Source organism: Nostoc sp. (assembly GCF_035638895.1).
GTDB lineage: Bacteria > Cyanobacteriota > Cyanobacteriia > Cyanobacteriales > Nostocaceae > Nostoc.
In genome coordinates this window covers 1-16950 of the sequence record NZ_DASQZC010000266.1, presented here as the reverse complement: position 1 = coordinate 16950, position 16950 = coordinate 1, and the positions used below count along the sequence as shown (strand labels likewise).

Genomic DNA, 16950 nt, shown 5'->3' with positions numbered 1-16950 from the left:
AGAGTTGTGGTTGACCGAGAGATTCAAGCTGCGATCGCAATTCCATGTGTGGTGCAACTCTCGGAATTTTCATCCCTTGGACAATAGAACGGATATATAAACCAGTGCCACCAACTAGCAACAGTGGTGTAACACCAACAGAAGCAATTAAGGCTTGTGTTTGCTCCTGATAGTCTGCTACTGTCATGATATCTGCTGGATTGCAGATATCTATTAAATAATGCGGCACCAATTTTTGTTCAGCCACAGTTGGTTTCGCCGTCCCAATATCAAACTCACGGTAGACTTGACGAGAATCAGCACTGAGAATTACAGAACCCAACCGCATCGCCAAAGCCAAAGCCAAACCCGATTTACCCGTTGCCGTCGCCCCAGAAATCACAATTAATTTAGTCATTAGTCATTAGTTATTAAGCTATTCTCCCCCTGCTTCCCCTGCTTCCCCTGCCTCCCCTGCTCCCCCTGCCCCTCTTCCACGATAGTGCAACCCCAGTATAAACTTCTCTAGAAAATGCCCTACAGACGCCAGCAAGGCTTTTGTGTTACAATTTTGGAGTGTTTTTACTTTTATTTGCCTTTAGGCGATTTCAACCCCACGCATCAGGAGAGTTTACATGACGAGCAGTTACAGTGCCGATCAGATTCAAGTTCTGGAAGGTCTGGAAGCCGTCCGCAAAAGACCAGGAATGTACATTGGTACCACTGGGCCGCGAGGACTCCACCATTTAGTTTACGAGGTGGTGGACAATTCAATCGATGAGGCTTTGGCGGGTCATTGCACTCATATAGAGGTAGATATCAACGCTGATGGTTCGGTGACTGTAACAGATGATGGTCGCGGTATTCCCGTCGATACTCACTCGCGCACCGGAAAATCGGCTTTGGAAACCGTAATGACGGTACTACACGCCGGTGGTAAGTTTGGCGGCGGTGGTTACAAAGTTTCTGGAGGATTGCACGGGGTTGGTATTTCTGTTGTTAATGCCCTGTCTGAGGTTGTAGAAGTTACAGTTTGGCGAGATAAAAAAGTTTATCTCCAACGCTATGAACGCGGTATCCCAGTTAGTGAACTGCAAGTAAAGCCTTACAAAGAAGCTAGAACTGGAACTTCTGTCACCTTTAAGCCAGATACTCAAATCTTTACAACTAGCATTGAGTTTGATTACATCACTTTATCAGGTCGCCTACGGGAATTGGCGTATCTGAATGCAGGTGTCAAAATTACCTTTACTGACCACCGTTTAGAACTACTAAAAAGCGATACACCGAAAGTAGAATCCTACGATTACAAGGGTGGCATTAAAGAATATATTGCTTACATGAACCGCGAGAAGCAGCCGTTGCATGAAGAAATTATCTATGTGCAGGGCGAACGCAACAATGTGCAAGTAGAAGTTTCATTACAATGGTGTACTGATGCTTATACGGATAATGTTCTAGGTTTTGCCAACAATATTCGTACAGTGGATGGTGGTACGCACTTAGAAGGGTTGAAAGCAGTTCTGACTCGGACATTAAATGCGATCGCTCGCAAGCGCAATAAAATTAAAGAGAATGAAACTAACCTCAGTGGCGAACACGTCCGCGAAGGTTTGACTGCGGTAATTTCCGTTAAAGTTCCAGATCCAGAATTTGAAGGACAAACCAAAACCAAACTCGGTAACACCGAAGTTCGAGGGATTGTTGATTCTTTGGTAGGAGAAGTCCTCACCGAGTATCTAGAATTTCACCCTGCGATCGCAGACTCAATTTTAGATAAAGCTATCCAAGCTTTCAAAGCCGCAGAAGCAGCGCGTCATGCGCGGGAATTAGTTCGGCGCAAATCTGTACTGGAATCTTCGCCATTACCTGGTAAATTGGCAGATTGTAGTTCTCGTGATCCCAGCGAATCTGAGATATTCATCGTGGAAGGGGATTCAGCCGGTGGGAGTGCCAAACAAGGACGCGATCGCCGCACTCAAGCTATCTTGCCTCTACGTGGTAAAATTCTCAACATTGAAAAAACCGACGATGCCAAAATTTATAAAAATAACGAAGTTCAATCGTTAATTACAGCACTCGGTTTAGGTGTCAAAGGTGATGAATTCGATTCCAACCAACTGCGTTATCACCGCATAGTCATCATGACAGATGCTGACGTAGATGGGGCGCACATTCGGACTTTGTTGTTAACATTCTTCTATCGATATCAACGAGCGCTCATCGAACAAGGCTTTATTTATATTGCTTGTCCCCCACTGTTTAAAGTAGAACGGGGACGTAATCATGAGTACTGCTATAGCGATCGCGAAAAGAATCAAGCGATCGCCAAATTCCCTGCTAACGCCAACTATACCATCCAACGCTTCAAAGGTTTGGGTGAAATGATGCCACAACAACTCTGGGACACCACAATGAACCCAGAAACCCGCAAAATGAAGCAAGTTGAAATTGAGGACGCTGCTGAAGCCGATCGCATCTTCACAATTTTAATGGGCGATCGCGTCGCCCCCAGACGAGAATTCATCGAAACATACGGTTCTAAACTCAACTTCACCGATTTAGATATTTAATATCGATTCTCTGACACGACTCGAATAATTTATGACATTGGTAATGGGTGATACGTTTTCACCCATTACCTTTTTTATATCCAAAACTGCCTTTTCCCCCAAATCTAAAAACCACCCCAACACCACGGTAGTTCAAGCATTGCTGATAGTTTCCAGTTTCCGTAAGTAGTCTGTCAAGCCAACAATGCTTAAGTAAACCAAGTTTTAGAATCTTTCTCTCTGTGTTCTCTGTGCCTCTGCGGTAGCCTGCGGCAAGCCCTGATGCTCCTTTGTTGCTATGGGAGCCGCCAGACGCTCGCGGACTCGCTAACGCTACGCTATCGCTTTTAGCCTTTCCCCGAATCTCAAAGGGAAAGGCTAGCGCCTTCGCGAAGCGTCTCCTAGAGAAGGGAGAAAACTGCAACCCCCTCACCGCTTTGCATCTACGTTATTCAATCCAAGCATTGTTAGCTTGACACACCACTAGGGGTAGAAATTAATTAAAAAAAATTAGGTTGCTTTATCACGCAAGTGGTAGGTCAGGGCAACATAACTACAAAAATTCTAAATTTTTCAGTTAGCAAAAGACCATATAATTTGCTTATTGTCAATATTTTACAAAAATTCAATCTTCTAGTGTTAGCTAAACTACCAACTTTATAGAAGTTTAGTTAAGATAATACTCTTTGCGCTGGCTGGCTGATTTATTTTGTCCACCAGCTAGAAACACATTTGTTATGCTTTAAGAAAATAACTGAATCTCATCTATCAAACAGCAATTAATAAGTATTTTGAGGATTTCTCATAATAATATGACAGAAACTTACTGGAATAAAAGTATTTAAGTTTACAAAATACTTACGTAAACAAAGTTTGTAACCAAATCATCAGGCAATCTTCGAGGTTCTCTTTATTGGAGGTAATGCCTACTGGAAGGGAACACCATCTGACAGCAAGCTTGTTAATATCTTCATGTACTGCCGTGGCGATCGCTATTGTATCGGATGTGTCTAATGAACTTTTGCCTTAAATAAGACTATACTGGCGAGTTCGCAAGACAAATTCTTTTTGTATTGATTAAAATATCCTTGTATACAATAAGAAAAGTTTGTCAAGTTTCATAGGGCTGAAATCGCCACAGTGCGCTAACGTGTGAATAAGACCAAATTAGTTAAACCTAAATTGATCTGCTATCAGGTCGATTCTGCTACAACCTTAACTCCTCAGTTAAGGTAATTAGTACACAGAAGGTTAACTGCTTTAAGGCAAACACCATCACCCTTGTTGTATTTACCCAAGGTCAAGACCCGGTTTAGTCTAAGGAATGCGTAATTTGTGAAGGAAATGTAAAAATGGGTAGATTAAAACGAATTGTCTGAGTTAACATAAAATTCACTCTTCCTAAGTAATGAATGTTGTGTAAAATACATGAAATCCAGCAAAAGCAAACGTACTTACTTTGTAATGTAATAAGAGGGTCACTGCAATTCCGAAAAGTGGAGAAAAATTTAAGAGTATAACTCCCGTTTTTAATGTCTTTTTGGTAATAGTGGCTAATAATTGCTTTAGAAGTTCATGATTAATACACAAAAAGAGTGCAATTTCTGTGAAACAGGCTACAATCGGAAGAGTCTTTCTAGGAAAATCTGCCAACAGTCTGAACTCATTAGTATAGAGTGGCAAATTTTTTGATAAAGGCGAGTCTTTTTTTTGACCAGTTAGTTGAAAGCAGTGTGTGATAGCAACACACATAACATTTACTAAGATGAGCAAGTCACTTTTAGTAATCGCTTAAACTAAAGTAAAAATAAAGTAAAAAACCTCCTACCGGAGGTGTAAAACGTCCGAAAATATCTTTGGCAAATCGTCTGAAAAGTTTATTTTCGGTTGATGAATAGCTCGTTTAAAAGAGCAGTAAACACATCTTGAGTAATTGATTCTGCAAGGAGCATGAGGAACGCGGCATGAACCAGGCTAACAACGTACTCGAAAGCATATATCAGCCTGACCTAGAAATAATAAATCAGCCTGAGCTCGAGTTAGAAGAACTCTTAATAGACGATGAAGAGGACTTGCTGATCATCGATGAAGGTGACGAGGAATTTTTAGAGCCTCAGTCTGATGAGGACGACGCAAAGTCTGGAAAAGCCGCTAAATCGCGTCGTCGGACACAAAGCAAGAAGAAGCACTATACCGAAGATTCAATTCGGCTCTACTTGCAAGAAATTGGTAGAATTCGGCTGTTGCGGGCAGACGAAGAAATTGAATTGGCGCGGAAAATCGCTGATTTGCTGGAATTAGAGAGGGTTCGGGAAAGACTCTGTGAACAGTTAGATCGCGATCCTAAAGATAGTGAATGGGCAGAAGCAGTACAACTACCTTTGCCAGCTTTTCGTTATCGCCTCCATGTTGGTCGTAGGGCGAAAGACAAGATGGTGCAATCTAACCTCCGTCTTGTAGTTTCCATTGCCAAGAAGTACATGAATCGTGGTTTGTCGTTCCAAGACTTAATTCAGGAAGGCAGTCTCGGTTTGATTCGTGCCGCTGAAAAGTTTGACCACGAAAAAGGTTATAAGTTCTCCACTTATGCTACATGGTGGATTCGTCAAGCAATTACCCGCGCGATCGCAGATCAATCCCGCACAATTCGTCTTCCAGTTCACCTTTACGAAACCATCTCTAGGATTAAGAAAACTACCAAGTTACTGTCTCAAGAAATGGGTCGCAAACCTACTGAAGAAGAAATCGCCACTCGCATGGAAATGACCATTGAGAAGTTGCGGTTTATTGCTAAATCTGCCCAGCTACCTATTTCACTAGAAACGCCCATTGGTAAAGAAGAAGATTCTCGATTGGGCGATTTTATTGAATCTGATGGTGAAACACCAGAAGACCAAGTTTCCAAAAACCTTCTGCGCGAAGACCTTGAAAAAGTCCTCGATAGTCTAAGTCCTCGTGAACGCGATGTTCTCAGACTGCGTTACGGCTTGGATGATGGTCGGATGAAGACTCTTGAGGAAATCGGACAGATTTTCAACGTCACCCGCGAACGCATTCGTCAAATTGAAGCGAAAGCACTCCGCAAATTACGCCATCCAAATCGTAACAGCGTTCTCAAAGAGTATATTCGGTAGTCAATTAGTCATTAGTCATTGGTCATTAGTAAATAAACAAATGACAACTGACTAATTACAAAAAAATAAAAAACCTGGTAGTGAATTAGCACTCCAGGTTTTTTTATTTATAGGTCATCTTAGATATTAAAACTTATAGGATGCCCCAAAAATGTAGAAAGCCTTGACCAGAAAAAAGCTCAACCAAAACGGCTGCTGAAAAACCAATCATTGCCAAGCGACCGTTCCAAATTTCTGCTTGTGGAGTAAAGCCCCAACGCCAAGCGTTGCGATCTTCAATTACAGGAGTGGTTACTTTTGTTGTGGTTACATTTGTCATGGTTCGGACTCCAAACTTAATTTTTAAGGTTTATTGCCTTATGTAAACTAATATAACAAATATTTTAATAAAGGCAACATGTTTTATACTTTTGTTTCCATAGCTTGACATAAACAGCAATTGCTATTTATACAGATTAAAATATCTGCCTTTAGTTAGATTTACCGACGTAGAAGAAATGTTATGTAAATTTTTATCGTCAGAGCCAATCCTATCTTTATTGAGATTAATTATCAAATAATCATTTGTATTGCTTTGTATTTCATAGAGTTTGTTATTTTACAATTAAAAATTATTGATAATTAATAGAGATACTTAGAGTAAAAAATACTTAAAGACGTACATTAAACAAAATGCAAAACTTTTATTTTGTATGTGGATGATACTTAAGTCAGAACCATCCAAATATTTTCTGCCGCCATTCGGGAGGCACTGACCCTCTAAAAAGGCATTCCCAGCCGGAGACTGGGAACGAGGCGAAGCCTAAAAATAATAAAAACTTACCTTGATTTACATTCGCACTTCAGCAACGGTGATAATTTTTTCATCGCGGTTGAGTTGGATGATACTCTCACCTTTAACATCTTTGCCCAATATTGGCACTGTTTCCAGAGGTATCCGCACTACCCGCTCCTTATTCGTCACTAAAGCTACCTCGGCAGATGCGATCGTTGCTATAACCATACCAGCTAAGTTGTCAGTTTTGCTAGCGAATTTCAGCGCTTGCGTGCCTAAATCGCCGCGATTAGCTGCTCTTAGCTGACTCGCGGGCATTCGTTTGGCATATCCTTCTTGAGTAACTAGCAGTAGCTGGTCATCTTTACCAACAGTGACACAGCCAACCATTTGCTGATTTTTCAATAACCGAAATGCTTGTAAACCCATCGCTGTGCGCCCCATGATCGGTAATTGTTCATCATTGACTGCAAAGCGCAACAGTCGCCCACCGGAACTAGCTAAAATTAGATGCTCCCCTGGTTTGGTGAACTGGGTAAATGACAATTCATCATCGTCTTTGAGCTTTAAAATTGTGATTCCGCGCCTAGTCAAGTTAGTAAATTCTCCCAGAGACAGCCGCTTAATCCGTCCCTCTTTTGTTAAGAGAATCATCTGCTTAGTTTCAAGATTTTCCGGCAGCAAAAAGCGGCTGACGACTGCTTCTTGAGCGCCTTGAGCAGTATTACTGAGCATGGTAATCAAAGGTTTTCCCCGTGGAGAACGTCCAGTGGTTGGGGGAATTTCTCCCACCTTTACAGGATAGACTTTGCCGCCACCAGTTAGTATTAGCAAGTCTTTTTCTGTGTCAGTTAAAACAGTTTGGATAATGAAATCGTTATCATGCAGACCATTTTCACCTTTTGACTTTCTCCCAGATGGCTGGGTGCGGCGCACATAACCCCGTTGGGTAAACTCTAAAACCGCTTCTTCTGCTGGTTCAGAAGATTTAAGTTCCTCTTCTTCCTCTACTCCTTGTCCCCTTGTTCCTTTGTTCTCTTGTACCTTTGTATCGGTGCTGGTAGGCGCTAGCTTGGTACGCCGGGGATCGTTGTACTTGCGCTTGAGCGATCGCAAATCTTTTTTCAGTGCCTTGAGTAATTCTCGGCGATCGTTGAGTAATAGCTCCAACAGTCTAATTTGTTCACTTATCTGCTCAAATTCCTGCTGCAAATTTTGCTGTTCTAAACTGGTGAGGCGACGCAACGGCATAGCCAGAATTGCATCTCCTTGTACCTCACTCAAATCTAGTCGGCTACAAAGGTTTATTTTTGCCGTACTTCCATCGGGAGCTTGCCGCAAAATTTCAATTACCTGATCCAAATTAGATAGTGCTTTGAGTAAACCTTCCAGCAAATGCACACGACTTTGGGCTTTCTCCAACTCGTAATTGTAGCGACGGTTCAGCGTCTCTTCTCGGAAACTCAAAAACTCCTGCAACAGTTGACGCAAACTTAACTGGCGGGGTTGTCCATTCACTATTGCTAAGAGAATTGCCCCAAAAGTCATTTGCAAAGCAGTTTGATGATACAAATGCTGGAGAACTTCTTGGGGATTGGTATCGCGTTTGAGTTCAATTACCACCCGCATCCCTTCGCGATCGCTTTCATCTCGAAGATCAGAAATTCCTTGCAAGCGTCCTTGATTTACTAAGTCCGCTACCTTCTCAATCCAGGCAGCCTTATTCACTTGATAAGGCAATTCTGTAATGATAATTGCCGTCCGTCGCTTGCTTCCCCTTGTAGCTGGAATTTCTTCCAGAGTCGCAACTCCCCGCAGCAGAATCCCACCTTTACCTGTGGTATATGCTTCTCGAATTCCAGTCTCACCAATTATTTCTCCACCAGTAGGAAAGTCTGGCCCTGGAATTAACTCAAATAATTTTTCATCTGGCAAATCTGGATTGTCGATTAAGGCAATTAACCCATCGACAACTTCCCCCAAGTTGTGGGGTGGAACATTTGTTGCCATTCCCACAGCAATACCAGCACAGCCATTGAGCAACAGAAATGGCAACTGAGCAGGTAAAACTGTTGGTTCTTGCTGGGAATTATCAAAGTTACCGACAAATTCCACAGTTTCTTCGCCAATTTCTGTCAGCATTCCCTCATGGCTGATGGGTGCGAGACGCGTTTCTGTATAACGCATCGCTGCTGGCGGGTCATTATCGACACTGCCAAAATTACCGTGTCCTGCCAGCAAAGGATAGCGGCTAGAAAAATCCTGTACCAGCCTAACTAAAGCATCGTAAACTGATTGGTCGCCGTGGGGATGGTATTTACCCAACACATCACCCACTACACGGGCACATTTTCGATAGGGTCTATCTGGTACTAAACCGAGTTCGTGCATGGCATATAGAATGCGGCGATGCACTGGTTTTAAGCCATCACGCACGTCTGGTAGCGCTCGCCCGACAATCACGCTCATGGCATATTCTAGATAAGACCGTTGCATCTCGGTATGCAGGGCTGTTGTAATTACCTGTCCCGTTGAGAGAAGGTTTAACTGTTTTGCCATGAGTTTTTTCCCTGAAATTTAACTACACTAAAGCCGTCGGAACTCAATATTGCAGCAACCACAGCATAACGGATGAAATGGGATTCCTAACAAAATATTGATAGTCATAAAAGAAAAAGCAGTAGTATCATCCTTGATGACAGGATGTACATTAACTATTAAAAAGGAAACAGCTATCTGCTATCTGTTTTAATCGAATGATACGCTGCACACTTAATTTGTATAGACTCCATAGCCAGGATACTTGCCATGACTGCACTTTCTCATTTTAAGTTTTGAATTGCCTAATCACCTTACCTCTACCTCTATTACTAAAAATCTCATGAAAACTGTTTTAATTGTCGAAGACGATCTAATTAATGCTCGTGTTTTTTCCAAAATTTTGTCCAAGCGTGGCGGCTTGGGTGTAAAACACACTGAAAATGTCGAAGAAGTAATAAAAATTGCCCAATCAGGAGAAGCCGACCTGATTTTAATGGATGTTTCTCTGTCTAGAAGCGTTTACCAAGGTAAATCTGTTGATGGAATCAAAATTACACAAATGTTAAAATCTGATCCCAAAACAGCAAACTTACCCGTTATTTTAGTGACGGCACATGCTATGGAAGGCGATCGCGAAAACTTTCTCAAGCAAAGCGGTGCTGATGGTTACATTTCTAAGCCAGTTGTTGACCATCAACAGTTTGTTGACCAAATCATCGCACTTCTACCCACAGATGACCATTGAGAATTGACAACTAATTTCAGGAATACTCGCCCGCAAACATTTTTGGGCGATTAGTTCCTATATTTAGTAAGTTTAGTATAGATGTACTATGAAAAGGTGCAATTAGGCAAGTGGTAATAGGAGAGGGGAGTAGTAAGTAGGGAGTGGGGAATTGGTTCTTCATTCTTCTTCCCCTGCCTCCCCTGCTCCCCCTGCTCTCTCATCCCCACTCCTATTGAGTAGGCTGTTGTCCAGGGGCTGATGATGAGTTTTCTGGTTGCTGTAGTGCTGCTTGAATACGGGGTAATTCTAAGAATTTTTTCGTATCAGACAGTAGGCGATCGCCCCAGAGATTTTCTTTGAGGAAATCCAAATTAGCATAGCGCTGATCGATGCGGAGTGCGGCTTCTCCCAAGCTTAATCCTTGTTGGCGGTCGCCTTTAGTATACAATGCCACTGCCAAAGCCAATAAAGGTTCTGCGGCTTGCTTATCAAGGGTTACAGCAGATTGCCATCGCTTAATCGCTCCGGGGATATCACCCTGTTCGTAGTTGATTAAGCCAATGTTGTTGAGCGCCGGCCAGAATTTTTTATCTTGAGAAACTGCTGTATTGTACTGCGCGATCGCATCTGGCAATCGACCCAGCAGATAATAAGCATTACCCAAATTAAACAAACCCTCTGGATCATTGGGTTTTAACCTCAAACCGTCTTGGTAATTAACAACAGCTGCTTGGTAATTTTTCTGCTGAAAATTAGCTGATCCCAAAGCAAACAAAATATCACCATTTTTGGGGTTGATAGATTGCGCTTTTTTCAGGCTAGCGATCGCCCCGTCAAACTCTTTAGTTTGCAGTTGCAATCCACCTAAGAGCAACCAAACTTTATCATTCTTAGGAGCCAGTTGACTAGCCAGCCTCGCTCGTGGCAAAGCTAAATCAACCTGTTGAAACTGAGCCAGTTGAGCCGCCTCCTGGGCCAAGGTCAACCCCTGCTTCTCTAACTTTGCCCCATCTAGTTGCAATGTATGGGGTATTAACGCCTGCGCGTTAGCGGCTTTTGGCATACTCCATAAACTACAGACCATTAGAAAAGAAATCAAACGAACATGTTTAGGCACATTACCGCCTTTAAGCCACTAATCAAAGAATCTTTCAGCTAGCTTAAACGATCTGCGCTGTTGACGGTAGCAAAATCTTACATCATTAGGATTAATTAGGGAGTAGGGAGTGGGGAGTAGGGAATGGGGAATAGGGCATCCCTTCTCTGCGAGACGCTACGCGAACGGCTACGCTCAGGACAGGTTCAAGGCAAGTCGCTCAGTACAAGTCCCCACTCACCATTAAAAAATTTATGACTTTGGTCATACATCAGTCTGGAATTACTAATGACTTTGGTCATACATTGGTTTGGACGTTTTAAGCAATAATTAATGTGTATGAATTTATACGATGAGGTAAATATTAAACTCCTTGATGCCAAAACAAAAATAACTGTCTAAAGATTGCTGAATTCAAACCTCAACAAAATATAACTTTAATGCAAATAAAGAATCAATTCCATGTTAAAAGCAAACCGGATATCCATAGTTTTATCTGCTGCTACCCTGATCATTGTTCCCACTCTCTTGACTGCGCCTGCAAGTGTCTAGACGAAAGTCTACGTTGTTGGCGATCTCAATCAAGATTGCGATCGCGACGGCAGACGCAACTATAAAGAAGACAGAATCTTACTAAAACACTAAAAACTCAAAATCATTGTTGGTATAGGGCTACCAGGCTATATTAGCCGTGAATAACTAGCTCGGTAGCCGTTCTTTTTAAACGAAATTATATGAAAATTGATACACAGAAGACCGTAGATTCATCAGTTTTAGTTCCAGAGGTAAAGAAAAAAAAGGGGGGACGTAATTGGCTCTCTTGGCTAATTGCTCTTTGCCTTTTGGGTGGAATTGGCTATGCCGTTTATTACCAAGTAACGGTTGCTCCCCGTCAACAAGCCAGCCGCCGGGTGCTGACACAGCCTGTAGAAAGGCAGAGTTTAACAATGACAGTTTCAGCGAACGGAACGGTGAAACCTGAGCGGTCAATTAACCTCAGTCCGAAAAATTCCGGCATCCTGAAAAGCCTGCTGGCGAAAGAAGGAGATATCGTCAAACAGGGACAGATTGTTGCTTACATGGATGATTCCAACTTGCGGGGGCAACTCACCTCTGCTCAAGGACAATTGGCACAAGCCGAGGCGAATCTGCAAAAAGCGATCGCAGGTAATCGCCCTCAAGATATTGGCCAATCACAAGGAGCATTAGACGAAGCCCAGGCGAATCTACAAAAGGTACAAGCAGGTAATCGCTCTCAAGATATCGCCCAAGCACAGGCACAGTTACAAAATACTCAAGCGGCTCTAAGAAAAGCAGAAGATAATCTTCTCCGCAATCAACAACTTTACAATGCAGGCGGTATTTCCCTTCAGACTCTCAACCAAAGCCGTGCCGATCGTGATGCCGCCCAAGCTACTGTGAATGCAGCACAACAGGCATTAGCTCTGCAAAAAGCCGGGTCACGTCCAGAAGACATTGAGCAAGCCCAAGCTGTGGTAAAGCAAAGACAGCAAGCTTTGGCACTTCTAAAAGCCGGAACGCGCCAAGAAGATATTGACGCAGCCCGCGCCCAGGTAACATCTGCTCGTGGTTCGTTGCAAAATATCCAAGCCGAAATCAATGACACAATTATTCGTGCACCTTTTGATGGTGTGGTGACAAAGAAGTTTGCTGATCCCGGCGCTTTTGTGACACCTACAACAGCCAGTAGTGAAGTAGCTTCTTCTTCTTCTTCTTCAATCTTGTCTTTAGCTTCAACAAATGAAGTTGTCGCAAATTTAGCGGAAACAAATATTTCCAAAATCAGCCTTGGTCAAAAAGTCTCGATTAAGGCGGATGCTTACCCAGGAAAAACTTTTGAAGGTAAAGTCAGCCAAATTGCTGCCCAAGCAATAGTAGAGCAAAACGTCACCAGTTTTGAAGTGAGAGTATCACTTTCAGATCCTCAAAGGGTACTGCGATCTGGGATGAATGCGGAAGTAGATTTTCAAGCCGGTCAAGTTGAAAATGCTCTAGTAGTGCCGACGGCCTCGGTGGTGCGACAAGAAAATGCCACAGGTGTATTTGTGGCAGGAAAGAATAACAGACCTGTATTTACTCCTATTAAGACTGGTGTCAGCGCGAATAACTTTACTGAAGTTAAGTCTGGATTGACAGGAAACGAAAGGGTATTGCTCAGTTTCCCACCAGGATCGCGTCCGCAATCAACACCAAGAGGAGGAGTTTTCCCTGGTCTAGGAGGAGGCACAGGAGGCGGAGGTGGTCGTTCTGGTGGTGGTCGTCAAGGCGGTGGTTCCCCTTAAAGTTAGTTTTAAATCAATACGGTTTAGTTAAAAAGAGGCAAGGAAGCAGGGAATATGGAACAGAAAGGGGAGTAAAAAGGCTCAAATGTCGAGTAAAAAGGTTCAACTGCCGAGTAAAAAGGCTCAACTTTTTAACGAACCGCAAAGGACGCAAAGGAAGAAATGCTTAACTCAATTGTGTTGAGTTTTAAATAAAACATTATGTTTAAGATATTTAAGAGCTTTTACAAAACTAAAAATACTCGTACAGTGCCGTTGCTGGAAATTTTGACAATGGCGGCAGAGACTCTGTGGAGTAACAAATTACGCACAGGTCTAACTATGTTGGGCGTAATTATTGGGATTTCTTCAGTTATTGCCATTACTTCTGTCGGTCAGGGAGTGCAAAAGGGGGTTGAGCAACAGATACAAGCATTGGGTACAGATGTGATCCAAATTTTGGCGGGTGCAGCAAGAAGCGGGAATGTCCGTCAAGGAGTAGGTTCTAGCAGCACCTTGACTTGGGAAGATGCAAAGGCGATCGCTACACAAGCACCATCAGCACAGATGGTTTCTGCTTATCTCCAACGCAGCGCTCAAGTTGTATATGCCGGACAGAACACCTCAACAACCATTTATGGCACAGATTTGAACTACCCAGAAGTCAGAAATACTCACCCCCAGCAAGGGAGATATTTTACTCAACAAGAACTAGATACTGTTGCACAGGTAGCTATTCTTGGCCCTACAGTTCAAAGAACACTCTTTGGACAGCGTGTAAATCCTATCGGTGAGAGAATCCGCATTCAGGGAGAGGCTTATGAAGTAATTGGGGTGATGGAACCTAAAGGTTCTCAAGGGCCGATGGATCGAGATGACCAGGTTTTTATTCCTCTAACTACTATGTCGAAGAGACTGGTTGGGAACAATGCCCTGGTAGGCGTTTCTGTAAATGGAATTTTAGTTAAAGGCGCTAATCAGGAACAGTTAGAAGCCGCTCAGTTTCAAGTCACCAATCTTTTACGGCTGCGTCACAACATTTATCCGCCGCAAGCTGATGATTTTCGACTGACCAATCAAGCTGATATTGTTAGTACCTTCACTAATATTGTGGGTTTATTTACAGTAATGGTGGTAGCGATCGCTGGAATTTCGTTAGTGGTTGGTGGAATCGGTATTGCCAACATTATGCTGGTTTCCGTGGTTGAGCGGACGCGAGAAATCGGGATTCGCAAAGCCGTAGGAGCCACCAATTCTGCAATACTTAATCAATTTTTAACCGAAGCGATCGTGATTTCCATCGTTGGTGGATGTATTGGGATGGTTACTGGCATTTTATTAGCCTTTATAGCTGCAAACACTTTCAAATTTCCCTTTGTAATTTCTTTATTGTCGATTATTGCTGGCTTTGGACTCTCCTTGAGCGTTGGCTTAGTCGCTGGGGTAATTCCAGCACGGAATGCATCTAAATTAGATCCAATTACTGCTTTAAGAAGCGACTAAATAATTCGTAATTCTTGTACAGACGCGATTAATCGCGTCTCTCTACTATGCCAACAATGATTTGGATGGAATCTATTACTAAAACTTACCATTTGGGAGAAGTTAGTGTTCCAATCCTCAAGGGGATTGAACTCTCTATTGAAGAAGGGGAATATGTCTCGATTATGGGTGCGTCAGGTTCGGGGAAATCCACACTCATGAATATTTTGGGATGTCTGGATCGTCCCACAACTGGAGACTATATTTTTGAAGGCAGAAACCTGACGACTTTTGATGATGATGAATTAGCCTATATTCGTAACCAAAGGATTGGTTTTGTTTTCCAACAATTTAATTTATTGGCGCGAGCAACAGCGCTGGAAAATGTTATGCTACCAATGGTTTACGCTAACTTGCCTAAGCCAAAGCGCCGTGAAAGGGCATTAGATGCTTTAGAAAAAGTAGGACTAGCGGGACGCATATCTAACCGTCCGAGTCAACTATCTGGGGGACAACAACAACGGGTAGCCATCGCTCGTGCTTTAGTCAATCGACCTGCATTAGTTTTGGCAGATGAGCCAACAGGAGCTTTAGACACTGAAACTTCTCATGAGGTGATGAGTTTACTGACAGAACTTAATGACCAAGGGATCACGATTGTAATTGTCACTCATGAACCAGATATTGCTGCTCAAACCAAAAGGATTATTCGAGTTCAGGATGGCTTGATTGTAGGCTAATTTATTAATATCAGTTTTTTGAGGGGGAATTTAAATTCCCATAGATCAATTAAGATGAAAAGTTGTGATTATATCCTCAACAACTAATTAATAACTACAATCTATTTATGAATTTCAGTTTATTCTTCGTGCATTTTACCTGGGTTAGCCTAGCCTTCGCTATTCTTTTTCCAAATGCAGTAAGTGCAGCAACTCCCCCAAAACCCCAAAATACCTCAAGCCCTGTAAAGGTTCCCGATTACCTCAACCCCAGCTCTAATCCTCTGCAATTTCCTACCAAACCGCAGGAAGTAAGGATTCGGGGAATTGTGCCAATCAGTTTGGCACAAGCTTTGGAATTAGCACGACGCAACAATCGAGATTTACAGGTAGCCCTGTTACAGCTAGAACGCAGTCGTTCTGAGCTACGCGAGTCTCAAGCTGCTTTATTTCCTACTCTGGGAATTGACAGTAGTGTAACTAATAGGGGTAATGGTTTTACTAATAATTCATCTCAGAGCAGCACCTCTTTTAATGGTTCAGCCCAACTGAATTATGACGTTTATAGCTCTGGTAATAGAGAAGCGACAATCCAAGCTGCCCAAGAACAACTACGTGTGGATCAATTGAATGTTGAAAATCAGTCTTTGACAATTAGTTTGAACACCACGACTCAATACTATAATTTGCAACAAGCAGATGAACAAGTAAGAATTAATCGAGCTGCTGTGGAAAATGCCCAAGCTAGTTTGCGGGATACTCAAGCTAGAGAACAGGCTGGAGTGGGTACGCGGTTTGATGTGTTGCAAGCTCAGGTAAATTTAGCAAACTCTCAACAAGAACTGACTAATGCTATTTCTCAACAGCAAATCGCCCGTCGTCAGCTTGCCACGTTGTTAAGTTTGTCAGAGTCAGCTGATATTAGCGCCGCAGATCCTGTACAAATAGCCGGTCTTTGGCCCCAGACGGTAGAACAAAGTATTGTCCAAGCGTTTCAAAATCGCCCAGAATTGCAACAGCAATTAGCACAACGTAATATTTCCGAGCAACAGCGACGACAGGCACTTTCGCAGTTGGGGCCGCAAATTAGTTTGGCAGGCAACTACAACCTGTCAGATCGGTTTAATGATGGCGCCAACATTAATGATGGCTATTCATTGGGACTTAACGGAAATCTCACTTTATTTGATGCCGGAGCTGCAAGAGCAAGGGCGGCTCAATCGAGAGCTAATGTTGCGATCGCAGAGTCTCAATTTGGCAGCCAGCGCGACCTAATTCGCTTTGATGTAGAACAGTACTATTCTCAATTGCAATCCAATTTAAATAATGTGCAGACTTCTAGTGTGGCTTTAAATCAAGCTAGGGAAGCTCTGAATTTAGCAAGGCTGAGGTTCCAAGCAGGTGTAGGTACTCAAACAGAGGTGATTTCTGCTGAAAATGATCTGACAAGAGCAGAAGGTAATCGAGTCGCAGCTATTTTAGATTACAATCGCGCTCTAGCTAATTTGCAAAGATCAGTCACTTCCAGAGGTTCGCGCTAAGGTCAAATCATTAAAGAAAAGTTTGCTTAGTACTGCTTTGCCTAAGTAGGTAAACATAATTAATTACACAATGTCATTGCGAATGCAGCGTTCGCGGTAGCGTCTCGTAGAGAAGCGAAATG

General features: G+C 42.7%; 11 protein-coding genes. 7 read left to right on the top strand and 4 right to left on the bottom strand.

What is annotated here, in order from left to right; all coding sequences use genetic code 11:
• Nucleotides 1-397 (bottom strand): tRNA (adenosine(37)-N6)-dimethylallyltransferase (locus VE944_RS12905; RefSeq protein ID WP_324977571.1); only part of this gene is annotated, 397 nt, incomplete at its 3' end.
• Nucleotides 398-614: 217 nt separating this feature from the next.
• On the opposite strand from VE944_RS12905, the gene gyrB reads away from it, so the two are divergent.
• Both gyrB and rpoD read left to right on the top strand, forming a co-directional pair.
• Nucleotides 615-2552 carry a DNA topoisomerase (ATP-hydrolyzing) subunit B gene (gyrB, locus tag VE944_RS12900; RefSeq protein WP_324977569.1) on the top strand — a complete coding sequence of 646 codons (1938 nt, stop codon included), beginning with the start codon at nucleotides 615-617 and terminating at the stop codon, nucleotides 2550-2552.
• A gap of 1943 nt (nucleotides 2553-4495) precedes the next feature.
• Complete coding sequence (rpoD, locus tag VE944_RS12895) at nucleotides 4496-5665, top strand: RNA polymerase sigma factor RpoD (RefSeq protein WP_324977568.1); 1170 nt, start codon at nucleotides 4496-4498, stop codon at nucleotides 5663-5665.
• A gap of 133 nt (nucleotides 5666-5798) precedes the next feature.
• Here rpoD and VE944_RS12890 read toward each other — a convergent pair whose 3' ends face one another.
• Nucleotides 5799-5984, bottom strand: a complete 186-nt coding sequence (locus VE944_RS12890) for a chlorophyll a/b-binding protein (RefSeq protein ID WP_324977566.1) — start codon at nucleotides 5982-5984, stop codon at nucleotides 5799-5801.
• Between the two features lie 510 nt (nucleotides 5985-6494).
• Nucleotides 6495-8999: a DNA gyrase subunit A gene (gyrA, locus tag VE944_RS12885; RefSeq protein WP_324977565.1), complete on the bottom strand. Its 2505-nt coding sequence runs from the start codon at nucleotides 8997-8999 to the stop codon at nucleotides 6495-6497.
• 322 nt (nucleotides 9000-9321) lie between these two features.
• On the opposite strand from gyrA, the gene VE944_RS12880 reads away from it, so the two are divergent.
• Nucleotides 9322-9726 carry a response regulator gene (locus VE944_RS12880; protein WP_109009404.1) on the top strand — a complete coding sequence of 135 codons (405 nt, stop codon included), beginning with the start codon at nucleotides 9322-9324 and terminating at the stop codon, nucleotides 9724-9726.
• 211 nt (nucleotides 9727-9937) lie between these two features.
• Here VE944_RS12880 and VE944_RS12875 read toward each other — a convergent pair whose 3' ends face one another.
• Nucleotides 9938-10825, bottom strand: coding sequence for a tetratricopeptide repeat protein (locus tag VE944_RS12875; protein ID WP_324977561.1), 888 nt, complete (start codon nucleotides 10823-10825; stop codon nucleotides 9938-9940).
• A gap of 713 nt (nucleotides 10826-11538) precedes the next feature.
• Here VE944_RS12875 and VE944_RS12870 point away from each other — a divergent pair.
• The 4 genes from VE944_RS12870 (at nucleotide 11539) to VE944_RS12855 (ending at nucleotide 16828) form a co-directional block, all read left to right on the top strand.
• A complete protein-coding gene (locus VE944_RS12870) occupies nucleotides 11539-13107 on the top strand; it encodes an efflux RND transporter periplasmic adaptor subunit (RefSeq protein ID WP_324977559.1) in 1569 nt (522 codons plus the stop codon).
• A 201-nt stretch (nucleotides 13108-13308) separates the two neighbouring features.
• Complete coding sequence (locus VE944_RS12865; RefSeq protein WP_414690126.1) at nucleotides 13309-14589, top strand: ABC transporter permease; 1281 nt, start codon at nucleotides 13309-13311, stop codon at nucleotides 14587-14589.
• Between the two features lie 47 nt (nucleotides 14590-14636).
• Complete coding sequence (locus tag VE944_RS12860) at nucleotides 14637-15308, top strand: ABC transporter ATP-binding protein (RefSeq protein WP_324977557.1); 672 nt, start codon at nucleotides 14637-14639, stop codon at nucleotides 15306-15308.
• Between the two features lie 107 nt (nucleotides 15309-15415).
• Nucleotides 15416-16828: a TolC family protein gene (locus VE944_RS12855; RefSeq protein ID WP_324977556.1), complete on the top strand. Its 1413-nt coding sequence runs from the start codon at nucleotides 15416-15418 to the stop codon at nucleotides 16826-16828.
• The last annotated feature ends 122 nt before the right edge of the window (nucleotides 16829-16950 follow it).